Annotated in this window: 21 protein-coding genes and 2 pseudogenes; 11 read left to right on the forward strand and 12 right to left on the reverse strand. The window is 64.0% G+C overall.

Features of this window, described 5'->3' with window-relative positions; all coding sequences use genetic code 11:
• Window positions 1-4: 4 nt before the first annotated feature.
• Window positions 5-805 (reverse strand): methyltransferase, encoded by an 801-nt coding sequence (locus tag IVB50_RS34275; protein WP_018453399.1) that lies wholly within the window; start codon window positions 803-805, stop codon window positions 5-7.
• Between the two features lie 394 nt (window positions 806-1199).
• Between IVB50_RS34275 and IVB50_RS34280 the strand changes: the two genes are divergently transcribed.
• Window positions 1200-2228, forward strand: coding sequence for a glycosyltransferase (locus IVB50_RS34280; protein WP_018453400.1), 1029 nt, complete (start codon window positions 1200-1202; stop codon window positions 2226-2228).
• A 15-nt stretch (window positions 2229-2243) separates the two neighbouring features.
• On the opposite strand, the gene IVB50_RS34285 is transcribed toward IVB50_RS34280, so the two are convergent.
• Window positions 2244-3230, reverse strand: coding sequence for a glycosyltransferase (locus tag IVB50_RS34285; RefSeq protein WP_018453401.1), 987 nt, complete (start codon window positions 3228-3230; stop codon window positions 2244-2246).
• A 246-nt stretch (window positions 3231-3476) separates the two neighbouring features.
• Here IVB50_RS34285 and IVB50_RS34290 point away from each other — a divergent pair, with 246 nt between their 5' ends.
• The 4 genes from IVB50_RS34290 (at window position 3477) to IVB50_RS34305 (ending at window position 8157) form a co-directional block, all read left to right on the forward strand.
• Complete coding sequence (locus tag IVB50_RS34290; RefSeq protein ID WP_247299337.1) at window positions 3477-4544, forward strand: glycosyltransferase family 1 protein; 1068 nt, start codon at window positions 3477-3479, stop codon at window positions 4542-4544.
• 41 nt (window positions 4545-4585) lie between these two features.
• Window positions 4586-5986, forward strand: coding sequence for an O-antigen ligase (locus IVB50_RS34295; protein ID WP_018453403.1), 1401 nt, complete (start codon window positions 4586-4588; stop codon window positions 5984-5986).
• 65 nt (window positions 5987-6051) lie between these two features.
• Window positions 6052-7197 carry a GNAT family N-acetyltransferase gene (locus IVB50_RS34300; protein ID WP_247299339.1) on the forward strand — a complete coding sequence of 382 codons (1146 nt, stop codon included), beginning with the start codon at window positions 6052-6054 and terminating at the stop codon, window positions 7195-7197.
• A 75-nt stretch (window positions 7198-7272) separates the two neighbouring features.
• The gene (locus IVB50_RS34305; RefSeq protein ID WP_085350128.1) at window positions 7273-8157 is read left to right on the forward strand and encodes a class I SAM-dependent methyltransferase; all 885 of its coding nucleotides are present in this window, start codon (window positions 7273-7275) and stop codon (window positions 8155-8157) included.
• A gap of 3 nt (window positions 8158-8160) precedes the next feature.
• Here the strand turns inward: IVB50_RS34305 and IVB50_RS34310 are convergent, their stop codons facing one another.
• The 4 genes from IVB50_RS34310 to IVB50_RS34325 form a co-directional block, all read right to left on the reverse strand.
• Entirely contained in the window at window positions 8161-8388 is a 228-nt protein-coding gene (locus IVB50_RS34310; RefSeq protein WP_157642889.1) for a hypothetical protein, read from the reverse strand.
• A 31-nt stretch (window positions 8389-8419) separates the two neighbouring features.
• Entirely contained in the window at window positions 8420-9019 is a 600-nt protein-coding gene (gene wrbA / locus IVB50_RS34315) for an NAD(P)H:quinone oxidoreductase (protein ID WP_018453406.1), read from the reverse strand.
• A gap of 135 nt (window positions 9020-9154) precedes the next feature.
• The gene (locus IVB50_RS34320) at window positions 9155-9853 is read right to left on the reverse strand and encodes a pirin family protein (RefSeq protein ID WP_018453407.1); all 699 of its coding nucleotides are present in this window, start codon (window positions 9851-9853) and stop codon (window positions 9155-9157) included.
• A gap of 36 nt (window positions 9854-9889) precedes the next feature.
• A complete protein-coding gene (locus tag IVB50_RS34325; protein ID WP_018453408.1) occupies window positions 9890-10642 on the reverse strand; it encodes an SDR family oxidoreductase in 753 nt (250 codons plus the stop codon).
• 117 nt (window positions 10643-10759) lie between these two features.
• On the opposite strand from IVB50_RS34325, the gene IVB50_RS34330 reads away from it, so the two are divergent.
• Complete coding sequence (locus IVB50_RS34330; RefSeq protein ID WP_085350126.1) at window positions 10760-11695, forward strand: LysR family transcriptional regulator; 936 nt, start codon at window positions 10760-10762, stop codon at window positions 11693-11695.
• Between the two features lie 129 nt (window positions 11696-11824).
• Here IVB50_RS34330 and IVB50_RS34335 read toward each other — a convergent pair whose 3' ends face one another.
• Window positions 11825-12082 (reverse strand): hypothetical protein, encoded by a 258-nt coding sequence (locus IVB50_RS34335; RefSeq protein ID WP_026232525.1) that lies wholly within the window; start codon window positions 12080-12082, stop codon window positions 11825-11827.
• A 154-nt stretch (window positions 12083-12236) separates the two neighbouring features.
• On the opposite strand from IVB50_RS34335, the gene IVB50_RS34340 reads away from it, so the two are divergent.
• Window positions 12237-13220: a tripartite tricarboxylate transporter substrate binding protein gene (locus tag IVB50_RS34340; RefSeq protein WP_018453411.1), complete on the forward strand. Its 984-nt coding sequence runs from the start codon at window positions 12237-12239 to the stop codon at window positions 13218-13220.
• Between the two features lie 95 nt (window positions 13221-13315).
• The gene (locus IVB50_RS34345; protein ID WP_018453412.1) at window positions 13316-13672 is read left to right on the forward strand and encodes a hypothetical protein; all 357 of its coding nucleotides are present in this window, start codon (window positions 13316-13318) and stop codon (window positions 13670-13672) included.
• 68 nt (window positions 13673-13740) lie between these two features.
• Here the strand turns inward: IVB50_RS34345 and IVB50_RS34350 are convergent.
• The 4 genes and pseudogenes from IVB50_RS34350 to IVB50_RS34365 all read right to left on the reverse strand — a co-directional run bounded on the left by IVB50_RS34350 (window position 13741) and on the right by IVB50_RS34365 (window position 16976).
• A pseudogene (locus IVB50_RS34350) lies at window positions 13741-14581 on the reverse strand (adenylate/guanylate cyclase domain-containing protein).
• A gap of 55 nt (window positions 14582-14636) precedes the next feature.
• The gene (locus tag IVB50_RS34355) at window positions 14637-15104 is read right to left on the reverse strand and encodes a YbaK/EbsC family protein (RefSeq protein ID WP_018453414.1); all 468 of its coding nucleotides are present in this window, start codon (window positions 15102-15104) and stop codon (window positions 14637-14639) included.
• A gap of 21 nt (window positions 15105-15125) precedes the next feature.
• Window positions 15126-15875 (reverse strand): haloacid dehalogenase type II, encoded by a 750-nt coding sequence (locus IVB50_RS34360; protein ID WP_247299341.1) that lies wholly within the window; start codon window positions 15873-15875, stop codon window positions 15126-15128.
• Window positions 15876-15967: 92 nt separating this feature from the next.
• A pseudogene (locus IVB50_RS34365) lies at window positions 15968-16976 on the reverse strand (NAD(P)-dependent alcohol dehydrogenase).
• 84 nt (window positions 16977-17060) lie between these two features.
• On the opposite strand from IVB50_RS34365, the gene IVB50_RS34370 reads away from it, so the two are divergent.
• Entirely contained in the window at window positions 17061-17408 is a 348-nt protein-coding gene (locus tag IVB50_RS34370; RefSeq protein WP_018453417.1) for a MerR family transcriptional regulator, read from the forward strand.
• Between the two features lie 112 nt (window positions 17409-17520).
• Here IVB50_RS34370 and IVB50_RS34375 read toward each other — a convergent pair whose 3' ends face one another.
• Entirely contained in the window at window positions 17521-18405 is an 885-nt protein-coding gene (locus IVB50_RS34375) for an amidohydrolase family protein (protein ID WP_247299343.1), read from the reverse strand.
• A gap of 322 nt (window positions 18406-18727) precedes the next feature.
• Here IVB50_RS34375 and ykgO point away from each other — a divergent pair, with 322 nt between their 5' ends.
• Together ykgO and IVB50_RS34385 are read left to right on the forward strand one after the other, a co-directional pair.
• Window positions 18728-18853, forward strand: coding sequence for a type B 50S ribosomal protein L36 (ykgO, locus tag IVB50_RS34380; RefSeq protein ID WP_006611362.1), 126 nt, complete (start codon window positions 18728-18730; stop codon window positions 18851-18853).
• 117 nt (window positions 18854-18970) lie between these two features.
• Window positions 18971-19609: a tetratricopeptide repeat protein gene (locus tag IVB50_RS34385; protein ID WP_026232527.1), complete on the forward strand. Its 639-nt coding sequence runs from the start codon at window positions 18971-18973 to the stop codon at window positions 19607-19609.
• Window positions 19610-19713 lie beyond the last annotated feature (104 nt).

The following is a 19713-nucleotide window of genomic DNA, read 5'->3' on the forward strand; positions in this document are numbered from 1 at the left end:
GCCGTCAGCTTTTCCGCAGGATGACGTGATAATCGCCGCGGCGGACGTCGGTCCCGCGCGGGAGCACGGCGTTGAGAACGGCGGCGCCGGCGTCGACCAGGGCTGCGAACAGCGGCTTGCGCCGGCGCATCTCGGGATAGCGCGGGCTCTCGACCTCACGGCGGTAGATCATCTCGAGGCCACTGGCGGCGGCGAACGCTTCGAGCCTCGGCAGCGACACCAGGGGATGGAAGAAGGTCGGGAACGGCGGCTCGCCCGGCAGGCCGGCATCCTTGATGCCTCGAATGTGCCGGTAGAACCAGACGTGGAACCAGTGCGGCGAGTATTTGGTGACGACCCCGGACAATGAGCGCGGATTGGGCGCGCCGATCAGAATCATCCCGCCGCGCTTGAGCGCATCGCGGAAATTCAAGAGTGCGGCGTCGACCTTGGGAAGATGTTCGATCACGTTGTAGCAGATCACCAGATCGAAGGTCTCGCGCCCGAAGCGGTAGGTCTGGACGTCGCCGAGGATCGCTTCGTCCGCGTAGCTGTTGTTGCGAACCTGGTCCTCGTCGATGTCGACGACGGTGACCTTGCTGCGGTTCAGCAATTCCGGTGGCAGGACGCTGCACGAGCCGCCTCCGGCTTCGTAGGTGGCGAGCTGGCCCCGTGGCAGTTCGCGGCGCAGTACGTCGTGAACGGCGAGCAGGCTGTCGCGGGCTTCACCGGGGACGAGATCGTGCAGCGCCTGAGTGTGTGCAATGGCCGCGGGAATTTGGACCGCCGTGGTTGTCGCGAAATCGATCGTGGCTGGCTTGTTCATTTTTTTCGGACCGCGCTTGTTCGACTTAAATTTACAGGAAAAATCTCGTGTGCCCGTAGAGCAAATCCGATGCCGCGACGCTTCACCCGCCGCGGTGCTTACGATGGGGTTAATGAGCATGTGCGTTAACTACGGCATCCTCCGCGCCAGCCGCCGTCGGCACGGTGGACCGCGAATTGCAGTATCACGCGTGCAAGGTTTCGCGGCAGAAACACCCGAAAGCGGTTAAGTGCATGGATGGCGGAACATCGGCGGCCTTGGCGCCGTCGTCAGGCTCAAACCGGCCGTTCATTTTGGGACGCATCCGTCCCGGGGCGATGTGCCGTCGCGGGACGGCGCTGATCCCGGGATCGAAGCAGGGCTTTTTCAATCTATCTCGGACATCTAGAACGTCATGACATTGATCCCGACAGACCTGTCCGCCACGCGTATCTCGCATGCCGTGCGCGATCCCAACCGGGAGATCGCGGCCAGCTCCCGGATCATCGACCTGTCGGTTGGTATCGTCGTCTGCATCCCCTGCTTCCGCCGCCCGCAGCATCTGCGGTTGACACTGGACTCGCTCGCCAGCCAGCGCACCCCGCGCTCTTTCGCCGTCGTCATGGCCGAGAACGATGCGGTCCGGCGCGAAAGCGCGCCGGTGGCCGCGGAGTATCTCGCCGATGGCAGACTTCAGGGTGTCTGCCTGGTCGAGAAACGGCAAGGCAACGTCCAGGCGATCAACGCCGCCTTCGAGACGGCGCTGGCGCTGTTTCCCGCCGCGACCCGGTTCCTGATGATCGACGACGACGAGATTGCCTCGCCCGATTGGCTCGAGCTGATGGTCCGCACCGCGGAGGCGACCGGCGCCGATGTGGTCGGCGGGCCGGTGCTGCCGGTCTTCGAGGACCACCGCATGCCCTGGCTTTCGCGCCACCCCGTTTTCTGTCCCGCCTATGATTACAGCGGCGCTGTGCCCTTGATCTACGGCTGCGGCAATTGCCTGATCACGCGTGCGGCGTTCGAGAGCTTTGCCCGTCCCGCCTTCGACCCGCGCTTCAACTTCCTCGGGGGCGGCGACTGCGATTTCTTCGTGCGCTGCCGCGACGCCGGCATGACCTTCCACTGGACGGCGGAAGCAGTCATCACCGAGACCGTGCCGCAAAGCCGCACCAGTTTCGGCTGGATCGTGAAGCGAGGCCTGCGCATCGGCGCGATCAATTATCGTGTGCAGTCCAAGGCCGCGCAGGGCGCTGCGGCGCGAGTGTGGGTGTTTGCGCAGATGCTCGGGAGGTTGCCGCTGTCGCTGTTGCGCGCGGCCGCTCTGCTGAAATCGTCGAAAGCCGTCGTCGCGATGCATCCCGTGATGGTCGCGCTCGGCTCGGCGCTCGCCGCGTTCGGCATCGAGCCGAAGCCCTATGAGGCCTCGAAGATCGTGTCCTGACGCCGAGGCGGCGGGCTAAATACCGAAGCAGGCGAGGGCGACCCTGACCGCGGAACGCGGCAGCGATTTGAGCGAGCGGCGCCCGACTATCCCGAGATAGGCGAAGGCCTGGCGATATCTACCGAAGCGGACCGCTTGCATTGCCGAATACGTGACGAGATGAACCTCGGCGGCCTGGCGCAGCCCGGCCGCCATGCCCGCGGGCAATCGCGCCATGATCAGCCCGTCGTCGAACACCCGCGCGATCGCCGGAAAGAAATCCTGTGGCGTCCGCACCGCCGCGTTCATGGTGTTGGCCGTGTGAAGGCGGTAGTCGAGCAGAAGGTTCGGCGCAAATTCGAATTCGCCGATCGCGGCAAGGCGGCACCAGCAGTGCCAGTCCTCGCAATATCTGAGCGAGACGTCGAACCCGCCGATGGCGCGGAAGGCCTCTGCACGTGCGAGCGCAATGCCGCCATTGACGATGAAGTTGCCGGCGGCGAGCCGCGCCAGCACGTCGCCGGACGGTTTGCGGCGGCCCTTGAGCAGATCCCGACGGCCGATCTGCCGTCCCTCGCTGTCGATCGTATTGTAGTCGCCGTAGACCAGAACCGCTCGCGGCGCGCCACGCGCAGCCGCCAGCAGCGCCGCGACCGCGCCGGGCCGCAGGCGATCGTCGGCATCGAGGAAGAGCAGCCATTGGCCGTTCGCATGCTGCGCGCCGAGATTGCGCGCTGCCGATACGCCGGCGGCGCCGTTGGTCATCAGGCGCAGTCGAGGGTCACGAATGGCGCGGACGATGGCGGGGGTATCGTCGGTCGAGCCGTCGTCCACGACGATCACTTCGGTGACCTCGGTTTGTGCCAGTGCGCTGGCGAGGGTTTCGCCGACATAAGCCGCAACATTCTTGGCCGGAATGACGACGGACACCGACGTGGTTGAGCCGACCTGCAGCGGGACGCGCGCCGCTGGAACGACGCGCGATGTGGCAGGCAATTCGAGAATGTCTTCCGCGGTGATCAAGATACGGCTCGCCTTTAACGGTCTGTTAACCAGGGCGCATCTGCGCTTGGCAATGCGATCGATCGCAACCCTGGCCGCCCTCGATGATACTCGCATCGGGAAAAAAGCGTCGCCACGAAGGCTGCCGCAGCGTTGGTTTCGTCAATTAGCGTTAAGCCGCCGGCATTAAGCCTGTGGCAAATTAGGAAGAGTGCGACAGCCGGTCCCATGCGAGAATGCGCATCAGGCCGCCGCGGATGGACACCAGTGCCCGCAAAGACATTCGACTACGATCCCGACGATATGGTCCTCAACCTGTTCTACGAGGACAAGGATGATCGCTGGTTTCCCGGCGACCGGCATCTGCGGCGCATGGCGCGTCGCATGCTGCTTGGCGAGCCGCGCATGAGCGGGCAGCTGCGCGTGTTCCTCAATCTCTGTGCGGGGCTCGATCGGCTCGGTATCCGCTATCGCGTCAACGACTATGGCTACATCGCGCGGCATCCGGGCGAACTCGCCTGCATCATCGGCCGCACCTTCTTGCTCGACAAGTTCGCCTGGAAAAATCCGATCCTGCTCGGCGTCGCCGCCCACAATCATCCGCTCGACGATCCCGACCTGTTCAAGCGCCTGCCGGTGAAGAAGGTCGTGGTGCCCGGCCCGTGGTACGCCGACATGTATCGGCCGCATTGGCCCGACACGGAGGCCTGGCCGATCGGCATCGACACGGATCTCTGGGCACCGCCGGCGACGTCGCAGAAGAGCGTCGACGTCCTGATCTACGACAAGGTGCACTGGGACCGCGATCGCTACGCGGCGGAGCTGATCGAACCCGTCCGCGCCCGGCTCACGAGGGAAGGCCGCTCGTTCGCCGAGCTGCGTTACGGCAGCTACAAGGAAGAAGACTATCGGGCCGCGCTCGCGCAATCGCGTGCGATGATCTTCCTCTGCCAGAACGAGAGCCAGGGCATCGCCTATCAGCAGGCATTGTCTTGCGGCGTGCCGGTGCTGGCCTGGGATCCAGGCGGGCCGTGGCGAGACCCCGACTACTATCCGCATCGGGTCCAATTCGCGCCGGTGTCGTCGGTGCCGTACTGGGACGATCGTTGCGGCGCCAAGTTCGTCGACATCGCCGGGTTTGAGGCGGGCTGGGATGATTTCTGGGCCGGGTGCGCCGCCGATACGTTCGATCCCCGCGGTTTCGTGCTGGACAACCTGACGCTGGAACAGCGCGCGCTTCAATATTACGAGATCGCGCGGAGCATCGTGCGGCAGCAGGCGGTGCCGCAGCGCCCCGCTGGACTGGTTGACGGATGCTTAACACGGATCGGCTAAGACTTCGAGCTTCCCCCGGGCTTCACCACCAGCCTTGAGCCATGGATCGCAGCGCCATTGACATGACCGACGTCGAGGCCCGATCGTTCGGCGGCGTCCTGCGCGATGGGCTTGCAGGGGTCGACGCCGTGCGGGCGGCGCGCTGCCTCGTCGCAGTCGCAGCGCTGCTCCTCGTGCTGGTGACGCTCGATCCGTTTCCCGACCTGCGCAGCGAGGATGTCACCACCGTCGTCGGCGGACGAATGGCGCTCACTTATGTCGCCTGGGGCCTGCTGGCCGCGCTCGCAGTCCTGTTGGTCGCCGCAACGGATGCGCCCGCGCTTAAGACGCTGGTGACGCCGCTGCATCTCTGCCTGGTCGGCTGGCTGTTGATCAGCATCGTCTTCTCCGAGAATCGCGGAGTCTCGATGCAGCGCTTCATGCTCGCAGCCAGCGTGATGTCGCTCGCGGTGCTGTTGCCGTTGCTGCCGCCGACGCAGCGCAGCTTCAACCTGTGCCTCGGCGGCGCCGCCCTCGTACTGCTTGCGCTCTGCTATCTCGGCGTCTTCGTGGCGCCGCAATACTCGATCCACACCGCACTCGACGTCACCGAGCCGCAGTTGGCCGGCGACTGGCGCGGCAGCTTTGGTCACAAGAACATCGCTTCGCCGGTGATGACCATCCTGATTTATGTCGGCATTTACCTGTCTGCCATTGGTTCGTTCTTGATGGGGCCGGCCATCGCCGCGCTGGCTGGAATCTTCCTGATCTTCACCGGCGGCAAGACGTCGTCGGTACTGTGCCTTGCGATTTATGCGCTCGCCTCGCTGGTCTGCGTGACGCCGGGCCTGTGGCTGAAGCGGATCATCTGCTTCGTGCCGCTGATCGCGATGAACCTGCTGACGGTCGGCAGCGTCATGAGCCCGGCGCTCGGAGCGATGACGCGGCTGCTTCCGCTCGATCCCACCTTCACCGGCCGTTCCGCCATCTGGGAGTTCGCGCTCGCAGCTGTCGCGGAGAAGCCGATCATCGGTCACGGCTACGCCGCGTTCTGGGACGACGTGACCGCGCGGCAGACCGCCCAGGGCGCCGAATGGGCGACGAGCGCGGCGCACAGCCACAACAGCTATCTCGACCTCGCGGTCACCATCGGCCTGCCGGGGCTGTTGCTGGTGATCCTCGTCTTCGTGCTCGCGCCGCTCGGCAATTTCCAGACGGCCCGAACTCACAACCGCAGCGGTGCGTTGGCAAAGCTGTTCCTGACCGTATGGCTGTTCGGCCTGTATTACGGGGCCACCGAGACCTTCTTGCTCGAACGGCAAAATCCGATCTGGTTCATGTTCACTGTTGCCGTGGCCGGCCTGCACTTCCTGGCCAGGTTCCAATGCGTCGCGGAAATGGAACCGGACGACTTGTCGCAGCCGGTGCCGCCGCAATGGCATCGGCTTAACGATAAGCTGTGAGCTCACTTGTGGCCGCGACAAAACATAATCTATCTGGAAACGCCCAGTAATCGTATGTCCCGCGGATGACGATCCTCAGCGTCGAGCAACCAGATGGTCTTGTGTCCAGCGCGTCGGCAATCGCGGTCGATTTCGTGCGTGATTGGCCGCGGGCCGCATCGCGCCTGAACGCAGGCCATCGCACTGCATTCCAGCATGGCTACTGGCTCGGCGCCTGGTACGAGGCGTTCCACGATCTCTCGCCGCTGATTGCATTGATCTCCGATGCCACGACCGGCAGGGACATCGCAATCGTGCCGATGATCAGCCACCTCAGGCGCGGCATCCGCATCGTCGAATTCGCCGATCTCGGCGTTTCCGACAACAACGCGCCGATCCTGGCGCTCGATGCCGCGTTGGACGCGGCGGCGGCGGATGCGATCGGCACGGCGCTGATCGACGCATTGCGCGCATTGCCGGACCGCTTCGATTTGCTGCGCCTGAAGAAGATGCCGGCCCAGATCGGCGGCAACCCGAACCCGCTGGTGTCGCTCGGCCGGATCGGGTCCTGCTCGCTCAACGGCAACCTCGTGCTGACCGGCGACGACTATGAAGATTACCAGGCCTCGATCAAGCGCATGCAGATGCCACGCTGCTGGCGCGTCTTCAACCGTCACGCCGGCGCGCGATTCGAGATCGCCACCGATGTCGCGCGTGCGCGCGAGCTGCTGGACGTGATGGATGCCCAGCAGCAGGCGCGCATGCGAAAGCTCGGCTCGCGCTTCGTCCTCAACGACGAAACCCATGCGCAGTTCTATCGCGAGGTCGCGCGTCGGGGCGTCGCGAACGGTTATGCCGTCATCTCGGCGCTGGTTTGCGACGAGGCCATTGTCGCCACCGCGCTCGGCGTCAGGTTCGGTGAGACCTATTTCCTGCTGCGCATCAGCCACACCGGCGATTCCTGGTCGAACTGCTCGCCGGGGCTGCTCGTGACCGAGCGCACTATGGCGGCGCTGCATGCGGAAGGCGTGCGCCGTTTCGACCTCAGCATCGGCAACCAGGACTACAAGCGCCGCTTCGGCGCCGAGCCGGTGCCGCTGACGGATGTCAGCGTCGCGCTGTCCTGGCGCGGCATGCCCTTCGCGTGGCGCGACCACGCCGCGCAGGGCCTGCGTCGTCACCCCAGGCTTGCCGCCTTTGCGGCGCAGGCGATGGGCAAGAGGACGCGCTGACGCGCCGCCCTGGATTGTAGGGTCACTCGATTATCGCAATCGTTGTGTTATCGTCGCCTGTTTCCCGGAGGCGACATGGAAGATCGTTCGGCAAAATATCGCGCATTCTATGCACAGTTGATCAGCGCCGCGGCGAGGGCCGCGGACCCCCGTATCGAAGAAGCGTTTCGCACCGTCAGGCGCGAGACGTTCGCCGGACCCGGGCCGTGGTCGATCTCGGTTGGCGGCCACCCCTATGTTGTCACACCCGATGATGATCCCGCTTTCCTCTATCAGAACACGCTGCTCGCGCTCGACAGCGCGCGGGGTCTCAATATCGGGATGCCCGGCGCGCACGCCTATTGGCTCAGCGGTTGCGCGGTGAAGGAAGGCGAGACTGTGATCCAGATCGGCGCGGGGAGCGGCTATTACACCGCAATCCTCGCGCATCTCGTCGGCCCCGGCGGCCGCGTCCATGCCTACGAGATCGACGAACGTCTGGCAGGCCTCGCGCGCGAGAATCTGAAGGACATCGCCCATACGGACGTGCGGGATCGATCGGGCATCGCGTCCGATCTTCCCAAAGCCGACGTGATCTATGTCTGCGCGGGTGCGGCGCAGCCGGCCACCGAATGGCTCGATGCCTTGCTGCCCGGTGGGCGGCTGGTGTTTCCACTCGCGCCCGAAGGCATGATCGGCGGCATGTTGATGATCACGCGCCCCGACGAGGGGGCGGTCTGGCCCGCCAAATTCCTCGGGCGTGCCCAATTCATCGGCTGCGCGGGATTGCAGAACGCGGATGCCGCCCGGCGACTGGCCGAGGCGTTCGCAAGGGGGTGGGAGGGCGTGCAGTCGTTGCGGAGAGAGGGCGCTCCCGACGAGACCTGCTGGTTCGCCGGTGAGGGCTGGTGGCTGTCGACAGCGCCGGCGCCTGTCGCGACTGCGCCCATTAAGCCCAACGCGGACATCACGCAGGCCTAGTGGCTAGAGCATCATGACTTCGCGCAGCCGGCACAGTGAAAGCGGCCGCGTGAGGCCTTGAACAGGCTCCGGCAATACCAGCGCCGCGCCAGCGCCTGAGCGGGCCTGCGGATCATCTGCGCGATCAACAAGAGTTCGAAAGCCATTCGTATCGCTTTTGGTGAAATATCCTGGCCACAGAGATGGGGCGGCATCTCCAGAAGAGAATGCCGCCCAGATCGCACCTGCCATGCAGTGGTTCGGACGTAAAGCTTAACCGCGCTCAGCCGTGCAGCTTCCTGGCTGTCTCCGCGATCTGGCGGCCCTGATAGCGTGCGCCGGCGAGCTCGTTGGCGCTGGGCTGCCGGCTGCCGTCGCCTCCGGTGATCGTGGTGGCGCCGTAAGGCGCGCCGCCGGTGACCTCGTCGAGCTTCATCTGGCCGGCAAAGCCGTAATTCAGGCCGACCACGACCATGCCGAAATGCAACAGGTTGGTGATGATCGAGAACAGCGTCGTCTCCTGACCACCATGCTGGGTCGCGGTCGCCGTGAAGGCGCCGCCGACTTTGCCGTGCAGCGCGCCCTTGGCCCAGAGACCGCCGGCCTGGTCGAGGAAGTTCGCCATCTGCGAGGCCATGCGGCCGAAGCGGGTGCCGGTGCCGACAATGATCGCGTCGTAATTGGCGAGGTCGTCGATCGTGGCGACGGGGGCGGCCTGGTCGAGCTTGTAATAGGACGCCTTGGCGACCTCGGCCGGCACCAGCTCGGGTACGCGCTTGATGTCGACGGTGGCACCGGCTTCGCGCGCGCCTTCGGCAACGGCATTGGCCATCGTTTCGATGTGGCCATAGGCGGAATAATACAGGACGAGAACTTTGGTCATGATGTCTCCGATGGGATTGAGTGAGTGCTTTTTTTGGGTCGTCATGCCCGGGCTCGTCCCGGGCATCCACGTTCTTGTTCGCTCGTCGCGGGGCGTGGATGGCCGGGACAAGCCCGGCCATGACAGAGAGAGCCGTTACGCCGCGTCGACGAGCACGATCTCGGAATCTTCGAGTGCCGTGATTTTCAGCCTGTCCTCGTCGCGGATCGCGGCGCCGTCGCGGGCGTTGACGCGCACGCCGTTAATTTGGACTGACCCCGCCGCGGGCACCAGATAAAGGTGCCGCGACTTGTGCGGCACGTACTCGGCGCTCTCACCGGCCTTCAGCGTGGTGGCGAGCACCCGCGCATCGGCGCGGATCGGCAGCGCGTCCGTGTCATGCTCGAAGCCGCTCGCGATGGTGACGAGCTTGCCCGAGCGGTCTCCTTTCGGAAACGGCTTCGAGCCCCAGGTCGGCTGCCCGCCGCGCGCGGTCGGCTCGATCCAGATCTGGAAGATGCGTGTCTTGGTCGACTCGAGATTGTACTCGGAGTGGCGGATGCCGCTGCCGGCGCTCATCACCTGCACGTCGCCCGCTTCGGTGCGGCCTTCGTTGCCGAGGCTGTCCTGATGGGTGATCGCGCCCTCGCGCACATAGGTGATGATTTCCATGTTGGCGTGGGGATGGGCGGGAAAGCCGGTGTTCGGCGCGATCTCGTCGTCGTTCCAGACCCGCAAGGCGCCGTGACCCATGTTGTCGGGGTCGTAATGGCTTGCGAAGGAGAAATGATGCTTGGCATTGAGCCAGCCGTGATCGGCGCCGCCGAGCTTTGCGAAGGGTCTGAGTTCGATCATCTGCGTAATTCCTTGTTTTGGCGGATGGCGCCTTGATCAGGCGCCAAAACCGCCGTCGACGTTGAGCACCGTGCCGGTGACGAAGGAGGCTTCCGGACTTGCGAGGAACACGACGCCAGCCGCGACTTCCTCGGGGCGGCCGAAGCGCTGCAACGCGTGCTGCTTGCGCTGGGTCTCGGCGAACTCGCCGCCGTCCTTCGGGTTCATGTCAGTGTCGATCGAGCCGGGCTGCACCACATTCACGGTGATGCCGCGTGGGCCGAGGTCGCGCGCTGCGCCCTTGGTGTAACCGACCACGGCGGCCTTGGTGGCGACGTAGTCCGCAAGACCCGGGAACGAGGCGCGATCGGCGAGCATCGAGCCGACGGTGACGATGCGGCCGCCTTCGCCCATCAATTGCGAAGCGGCGCGGATCGCAGCGATCACGCCATGCACGTTGATGGCATCCTGGCGGGCGAGCGCTTCGGTGTCGGCATTGGCGTCATCGATCGCACCGCCGCTCGCGACGCCGGCATTGTTGACGAGGATGTCGAGATGGCCGAACTCCTTCGCGACGTCGTTGACGAGCTGCGTCACGTCCTTGGCCGAGGCCTGGTCCGCCTTGAAGGCGCGGGCATTGACGCCTCGGGCCTTCAACTCGGTGACGACGGCTTCCGCCTTTTCGGGAGAGGCAACGTAGCTGATCGCGACATCCGCGCCTTCATCGGCGAGGGCGCGAGCAGAGGCCGCGCCGATACCGCGCGAGCCACCAGTGACGAGGGCAACCTTGCCTGAGAGCTTCTTGGTCATTGGATTTCTCCATTCCTGAATTTCTGATGACCCTTGGATAAGCCTCTGTTTGTGGTATAGAAATAGAAACTGTCGAAACACATTGTTTCCTTAAACATCCCAATTGGATCCGCTTTCATGGCCAAACTCCCCGATTTCGAGGCGCTCGCGATTTTCGCAAAAGTCGTGGAATTACGGTCGTTTGCGGGGGCCGCTGGTGAGCTCGCGATGTCCAAGGCAACGGTGTCCAAGGCGGTCACGCGCCTCGAAGAGCGGCTCGGCGCCCGGCTGTTCAACCGCACCTCACGCCGGCTCGCGCTGACCGATGCCGGGCATAAGCTCGCCGAGCGTGCGACGCGCCTGCTGTCCGACGGCGAGGCGGCGGAGAACGAGGCGCTGGCGCAATCGGTCGCACCGCGCGGCCTCGTGCGGCTCGCCGTGCCCATGACATTCGGGATCAAGGCGGTGGCGCCGCTGCTGCCGGAGTTCTTCGAGGCGTATCCGGAGGTCTCGGTCGATCTGCACTTGAGCGATGCGACCATCGATTTGATTGGCGAGGGCTTCGACATGGCGGTGCGGATCGCGCGGCTGCCGGATTCCTCGCTGATCGCCCGCCGGCTCTTCACCATGCCGCGTTTCACGGTGGCCGCGCCGTCATATCTCGAGCAACACGGGCGGCCGACGCATCCGATGCATCTGGCCGAGCACAAATGCTTCAGCTACGCCTATCTCTCCACGCCCAACGTCTGGCACTACACCAACTCGGCCGGCGAGCAGGCCAGCGTACGTCCGGGCGGACAGCTCCGCGTCAACAACGGCGAAGCGGTGATGCCGGCGCTGATCGCCGGCCTCGGCATCGCCGACCTTCCGGAATTCATCGTCGGTGACGCCATCTCCTCCGGCGAGGTCGAAGTGATCCTGAAGGACTGGAAGCAGGTCGAAGGCGCCGTGCATCTGGTGACGCCACCTGGCGGCCCGCGCCCCGCGCGCGTCGAGGCGCTCGGTGATTTTCTCGCGGCGAAGCTGCCGGGGACGTGCAAGCGGCGAGTGCGCGGAAAGGCAAAGCCGTCTTAGAAAAGCCGTCGTAGAGCGAGCGGCTTCATCGACCTCCATCATTGCGAGGAGTGAAGCGACGAAGCAATCCAGAATGTCTCCGCGGAGGTATTCTGGATTGTTTCGCTGCGCTCGCAATGACGGGTTGGACTAAGACACCTTCTCACCATTACGCACCACAATTCGCAAGCTCGGCTTCAACGTCTCCTCCAGTTGCGACTTCAAATCATGAACACGCGGATCGCGCGAACGCTTCGCGCAGACCGCGTATTGGTGCACGGATTGCGCCAAGGCGCGTCGCGCTTCCGGCGTTCGCGTCACGTCCGGCTTTGAAAGCCGCAAGACGATGGCGGCGAGATTCACCAGCATCTCGTCCAGCGCCACGTCAATGGTCTGAAGTCTATTCATCGCTCCACTCCCTGGGAGGCAACGGTGAGCCCAGGGGGGCGTTCCTGACCGGGCGGAACATGGATAATGCTTCGTTAATCCCGCCGCGCGGCTTGTTCTTGCGGACGGTCACGCTAGGCTGGCAGCGAAATAAGAAAACAGGGGGAAATCTGCCATGGATCGACGCGATGTCCTGCGCGCGGCTGCCGCATTGCCGTTGTTGCCTGTGTTGTCGAGCGCGGCTTTCGCGCAAGCCTATCCCTCTCGCAACGTCACCATGATCGTGCCGTTTCCGGCCGGCGGCCAGGCGGATCTTGCGGCGCGCCCCGTCGCACAGGCGCTGGAGCGAATCCTCGGCAAGGCGGTCATCGTCGACAACCGCGCCGGCGGTGGCGGTGGATCCGTCGGCAATGCCGCGGCGGCGCGCGCCGAGCCCGACGGCTACACGCTGCTGATGACGCTGTCCTCGCTCGCGGTGCTGCCCGAGGCCGACCGGCTGTTCGACCGTCCGGTCGCCTACGAGCTCTCGCAGTTCATGCCGATCGCGCGGGTGCTGGCCGATCCCACGCTGCTCGCGGTGCCCGCCTCGGCGCCATGGAAGACCGCGCAGGATTTCGTCGAGGATGCCAGGAAGCGTCCCGGCCAGATCACCTACGGCTCATCGGGGCCTTACGGCACGCTGCACGTGGCGATGGAGATGTTTGCGAGCAGCGCCGACATCAAGCTGCTGCATGTGCCGTTTCGCGGCGCCGGACCGGCGCTCACCGCGCTGCTCAGCGGCACCGTGCAGGCGATCGCCGCCGCACCGGGAACGCTGAAGCCGCAAGTGGAGGACGGCAAGCTGCGCGTGCTCGGCAATTGCGGCGCCAAGCGCGTCGCAAGCTTCCCCGATGTGCCGACCTTCCAGGAGCTCGGTTACAAGGACGTCGAGATGTACATCTGGGCCGGACTCTTTGCACAGAGTGCTCTTCCCGCGCCGATCGCGACTCGCCTGCGCGAGGCGATGGCGCAGGTGATGACGAGCCCCGACGTGCTCAAGGCCTTCGAAACGTCGGGCAGTCTCGTTGCCTATCAGGACGCGCCGGCGTTTGCCGAGTTCGTGGCGGTCGACAGCGCGCGGCTGATTGCTGCGGTGAAGAAGATCGGCAAGGTCGAATAGGTTCCTGGCCCATTTTCACAATTTTTTGTTGGTCCAGAACCTCTCCGCGTCTCATTGATTGAACAGAATTCGAGAGACTCGCGAAGGAATCGGACATGCGAACAGAGCGGATCGCGCTGGGTGTGGCGCTTGCAATCGGCGGCATCGTCGCGCAAGGCGCTGCATCCGCTGAAGAGTATCGCGGAACCATGGAGCAGCAGATGGCCTGCACGCCGGATGTGTGGCGGCTGTGCAGCGATCAGATCCCTGATGTGAGCCGCATTACGGCCTGCTTGCGGCAGAATACGCCCCAGCTCTCCAGCGGCTGTCGCGCGGTGTTCCAGTCCAACAACCAGATGCCGCCGCAGCAGCAGGTTCCGGGCAATCGCGCCGCGCCGGCGCCGCGATACAACAATGTGCCGCCACCACCTCCGCAGGCGCAGCCGCGGCCTTATGACGATAGCGACGAGTAGTGCTGCCCAAGCATGATCGGGGCGCGCGCGCGCAGCAGTGGGCGCGAAGCGCGGTTGTGCCGCCTCGTTCAGCGCTCGCCCTTGCCGTCCGACTCAGGTCGATCCCGGAGCGCCGTCCGCATGATGGCGCCGAAGAGCAAAGCTGCCACCGGCCAATGGAACCAGATCTTGTGCATGCCGGTGAAAATATTGATCAGAATCAGAAAGGCCGACACCGTGAGGGCCGCCGCAACCGGGCGGGGCAGCTTCGCCAGTCCGTCTGAAACGAAGCCCATCCAATTGGATGACTCGGATCTGTCGCGGTGCGCGGCGTCAGTTTGCGAGCCCGCACTTGCGGTCTGAGATGTCAGGCGTTCGCCAGGCGGAAAGCTCCGTGCTTGAGCGGCTTGGCCGCTCATGGTCACACGATAGCTGGTCACGGGGAGCAATGTTTTTCATTGGACGCTGGCCGAGGCAGTCGAAGCCAACAGATAATTTGTTGTGCACCTGATCATAGGCGGAGCTGGAGATCACGATACCACCGGGTTCGGCAAGTTCTTGCAGACGCGCCGCGATATTGACCCCGTCTCCATAGAGGTCGGAACCATCCACCATCACATCGCCGAGATTGATGCCGATGCGAAACCGCATCGGGGGAGGTGGGCCCGAATCCTGGTTGGAAATTTCCTGCTGAATCTCGACCGCACACTGCACGGCTTCCACGACGCTGGCGAATTCGGCGATGACGGCATCGCCCCAGGTATTCACGATCCGGCCGTCATGGCGCTCCACCAATCGCGCGATGGCCGTGCGATAGCGGCGGAGTGTCTCCAGCGTTCCCGCCTCGTCTGCTTCCATGAGACGAGAATAGCCGTGCACATCAGCGCATAGCACGGTGGTCAGCCGCCGTTTGACCTTATCATCGGGCATGGTCCGTACATTAGCGTCCCTGACCGGCAAATGCATCAGGCATCCCCCAGCTGCCTTACGGCCTGACTTCGCAGACATCGACCCATTCAGCCCGGGTCAGCTCCGCCATCCGCTCCGGCGTGATGCGCACGGCGCTGTGGGTCGAGCCGGCGGCCGGCACCACCACGTCGAACGCTTTCAGCGAGACGTCGCAATAGACCGGCAGCGGCGCCTTTAATCCGAACGGGCAGACGCCGCCGACCTCGTGGCCGGTGATCTCGGCGACCTCTTCCAGTCCCAGCATTTTCGGCTTGCCGCCGAACGCCGCCTTCACCTTCTTGTTGTCCATGCGCGAAGTGCCGGCCGCGACGATCAGGATCACGCGCTCGCCGATCCGCAACGACAGCGTCTTGGCAATCCGTCCGGGCTCGACGCCATAAGCCTCGGCGGCCAGCGGCACTGTCGCGGAGCTGATCGGGGATTCGATAACTGATATGTCGGGGGCTTTCTCGGCGAAGAAGGCGCGAACGGATTCCAGGCTCATTCAGGTCGGCTCATTCCAGACTTACCGTTGGGCGGCGATGCCTAAGCAACTTGGCAGTTCCGAGAGCGCCCGGACGCGATGATCCGGCGCAAAGCCGAGCTCGTCCATCTGGGTGCGGATCGCCTTAAACATCGTCAGCGGTGCCACGAGTTCGTTCTCGACGCAAGCCAGCGCCATCGCTTCCGGCGTCACCCGTTCGATCCAGGCAACGTTCAGTCCGAATGCTTTCGCGCCCGCGACATCCCAGGGATTGGAGGAGACGAACAGCACCTCGTCAGGCGCGGTGCCGAGCACCTCGCCGATCAGCTCATAGGCCTCCGGGCTCGGCTTGAAGATCTTCTTCTCGTCGACGCTGATCGTGGCGTCGAGCAGGGCGTCGAGGCCGGAGTTGCGCACGAGCGCATTCAGCATGTCCGGACTGCCGTTGGAGAGGATGGCGAGCTTTCGCGGTTTCAGAGCCGTGAGCGCCGCCGTCGCATCCCGATAGAGATCGAGATGAAGGTACTTCTCGACGACGCGCTCGAATGCCTCATTCTCGTAAGCGAGCCCGAGCACGCGCAGCGTATAGGCAAGCGAGTCGCGCGTGATGGCTGCAAAGTCCTGGTAGCGCCGCATCAGCGAGCGCAACCAGGTGTATTCGAGCTGCTTGATTCGCCAGATCTGCGTGATGATCTCACCGTAGCCCGGAAACGCATCCTCGGTGGTCTCGGCGACCGACTGGATATCGTAAAGCGTTCCGTAGGCATCGAAGACAACGGCTTTGAGACTCAATTGACCTGTCCTCCGGGATCGTTGCGGTCCACGGACTATACAAGGCGCCGCGGTATCGATCCAACACGGAAACGCGAACTGAGCCCTCGCTTTTAAAGCCTGATCACGATCTTGCCGAAGTGTGAGCCGGTCCGCAGGTGCGCATACGCTTCGGGAACGTCGTCGAAGTCGTAGACCCGATCCACGATCGGGTGGATCGCGTGTTCGGTCAGGAAGCGATTCATCGCGGCAAAGTGTTCGACCGATCCGACGGTGACACCAATGATGTCGGCATTCTCCCACTGCAGGCGCGCGAGGTCGGGCTTGGGACCGAACCCCGTCAAGACACCGATCTGGACGATCTTGCCACCCGAAGCGACCGATCGCAGCGATCGGTCATAAGTGCCGGGACCGCCGAGTTCGAGGATGTGACTGGCACCTGCGCCATTCGTCGCCTTCATGAGGACGACATCCCAGTCAGGGGTGTCGCGGTAGTTGATGAGGATCGAGCCGCCCAGCGCCTTGGCGCGGGCGAGTTTTTCATCCGAGGAGGATATCACGATCGCACGCGCCCCCAGCGCCGCTGCGAATTGAAGCCCGAACAGCGCGACGCCGCCTGTTCCCTGGACCAATAGCGTGTCGCCTTTGCATCCCGCCGCGTGCGATGAGGCCATGGAAAGCCGTGACGCCGGCACAGGGCAGGGTCGCTGCCTCCACCGCGGACAGATGGGCCGGCACTGAGACCAGCGCGGTCGCCGGCAGCACGACATACTCAGCCAGCATTCCGTCCATCGTGTTGCCACCGAGGGATGACGGAATATAGCTGGACTTGAACGGCCCCGAGATCCAATCGCGGAAGAACGACGCAGCGACGCGGTCTCCGAGTCGCCATTGCGCGACGCCGGCGCCGATGGCGTCAACGACACCCGCACCGTCGGAGAGTGGCACGCGGCCGTTGATCTCGCCTTGGCCTGCACGGTCGAGGATCAGGAGGTCGCGGTAATTCAGACTTGCCGCTTCGACCCGAATGCGGACCTCGCCATTGGCGGGTTCGGGTTTGCTGATTTCGGCGCGCGCAAGGCGGCCAGCACCAGCATGGCCATTCAAATGGTAGGCTTTCATCGTTGCTCCCTTCACAAGTGGCATTCACTTGGACGAGCAAAGTCTTTAGGGTCTGACAGTGCTGTCAGGGTCAAGGGGCTTCAGATGAAAATCGGCGAACTCTCCCGGCGGACGGGGGTCAGCGTCCGAATGCTGCGCTACTACGAAGGCGAAGGACTGCTCACGCCGCTGCGGACGAACTCCGGCTATCGCGACTATGGCTTGGCCGAAGAGGAAACCGTACGGCGCACCAAGATGCTCGGCGGCGCGGGAATGACGCTCGAAACCATCAAGCGGTTGCTCCCATGCGTGAGGAACAACGATCCAGCTTTCACGCCGTGCAACGAGCTGCGAAAAATACTCACTCAGCAGGTCGGCCTGATCGACGAACGTATCGAGACGCTCAGCCAAAGCCGGACAATCCTGGCCGGCTTCCTCGCAGGCGTGAACTGATCGCATAACATAGCCATCAGATTCACCGCGCCAAAGTCTTAGGCCCTCAGGGCCGGAGCATGAGGGCTTCGATAGCAGCGTCGAAGCCCTCGATGCGCTGACGAGTACGCGCCTAGATCCCCAGCAGCTTGCGCGCGTTGGCCTTCAGCACCTTCGGCCGGATCTCGTCGCGGATCTCGATCTTGGCGAAATCCGACAGCCAGCGGTCGGGCGTGATCACCGGCCAGTCCGAACCGAACAGCATCTTGTCCTGCAGGATCGAGTTGATGTAGCGCACCAGGATCGGCGGGAAATATTTCGGCGACCAGCCCGAGAGGTCGATGTAGACGTTGGGCTTGTGGGTCGCGACCGACAGCGCCTCTTCCTGCCAGGGGAAGGAGGGATGGGCGAGAATGATCTTGAGCTCGGGGAAATCGGCCGCGACGTCGTCCATGTACATCGGGTTGGAATATTTCAGCCGCATGCCCATGCCACCGGGCATGCCCGAGCCGACGCCGGTCTGGCCGGTGTGGAACAGCGCGATCGCGCCGCCATTGTTGATCTCTTCATAGAGCGGATAGGCCATGCGGTCGTTGGCGTAGAAGCCCTGCATGGTTGGGTGGAATTTGAAGCCGCGCACCCCGTATTCCTCGATCAGCTTGCGCGCCTCGCGCACACCGAGCTTGCCCTTGTGCGGGTCGATCGAGACGAAGGGGATGAGAACGTCGAGATGGTCGGAGGCGATCTCCAGCATCTCCTCATTCTTGTAGCGGCGGAAGCCGGTCTCGCGCTCGGCGTCGACCGGGAAGATCACCGCGGCGATGTTCTTGGACCGATAGTAGGCGGCGGTCTCCGGCACGGTCGGCGGATGCTTGTGCGGCGACTTGAAATAGTCCGCCATCTGCGCCTGGAAGTCGTCATAGCCGTCGTCGGGATGGGTGCCGCAGGGCTCCTCGGCGTGGGTGTGGATGTCGATGGCAACGACGTCGTCGATGTTCGGCAGCTTCAGCTTCGGCATGGGTTTCCTCCCGACGGGTTGTCGAATTGATTATATGATATAACGAATTTGGCAAGGCATTGTGGGGACAAGGCGTTGTGGGATCGGCGTCGTCCGAGATGATTGAGCCCGATCCGGCCGCTTCTACTTTGCATCGGGTTGTTTTCCTGAATTTGCTGGGTGCGATCGGGCCAGTTAACATTGACATCCGGTCCTCCCATGCCTTAAGAACCGCCCCGTCCCGGGCGGTCGGTCCGCCAGCGGGAAAATCTCATTTTGCCTCATTCGCGCGTGCCGAAACGGTAGTGCCGAACACGGCCTTTCGAACGTTCAGGATTCTGCCATGAAGGTCCGTAACTCGCTGAAATCGCTGCGCGGTCGCCATCGCGCCAACCGCCTGGTCCGCCGCAAGGGCCGGGTCTATGTGATCAACAAGGTGCAGCGCCGCTTCAAGGCTCGCCAGGGCTGATCTGGGCGGCTGATTTCGCCCTGCCTGACGCTCGCGCGCCCGCAAGACCACGGTCTCACACGAGTTTGACGCCGCCCCTGCTTTGCAAGGGCGGCTTTGCGCGTTTAGACTTCGACCATGGCAGTGAGATTCCTCTTCGCGCGCACCCTGTGTCTGGCTCTTGTGCTGGGAGCCGCCGGCCTCGCTCCGGCGCTGGCGCAGGCTGATCCGCCGGCTCCGCCCGGCAAGCAGAAGAAACTTCCGGAAGCGCCGGCCAAGCTGCCCAAGGTCGACCGCACCAAGAATCTCGATTTCCTGTTCGGCGCGCTGAAAGCTGCGCCCGACGAAGCCAGCGCCAAGCATGTCGAGGCGCGGATCTGGGCGATCTGGATCCAGACCCCGAGCGACACCGCGGCGCTGCTGATGGCGCGGGCCAAGACCGCCGTCGACGCAAAGAAGATCGAGGTTGCGATCAAGCTGCTGGATTCGGTCGTCAAGCTCAGGCCCGACTACATCGAGGCCTGGAATCGTCGTGCGACGCTCTACTACATGCAGAACGATTATGGCCGCTCGCTCGCCGACATCCGCGAGGTGTTGATCCGCGAGCCTCGTCATTTCGGCGCGCTCGCAGGCCTCGGCATGATCATGCAGGAGGTCGGCGACGAAAAGCGCGCGCTCGAAGCCTACCGCAAGGCGCTCGCCGTCAATCCGCACCTCGAGAAGATCCCCGACCAGGTCAAGGCGCTGACCGAGAAGGTCGAAGGCCGCGATATTTAGCGGACAAGTCGATCATTGCTCGAGCGAATGCGGCGCAGGCGGATTAACCACGATGACACGCGCCGCGTTACAAGGGGTGTGGATGGCACCGCCGCAGGCCTACC

It is taken from the genome of Bradyrhizobium sp. 87 (assembly GCF_023073015.1).
GTDB lineage: Bacteria > Pseudomonadota > Alphaproteobacteria > Rhizobiales > Xanthobacteraceae > Bradyrhizobium > Bradyrhizobium canariense_D.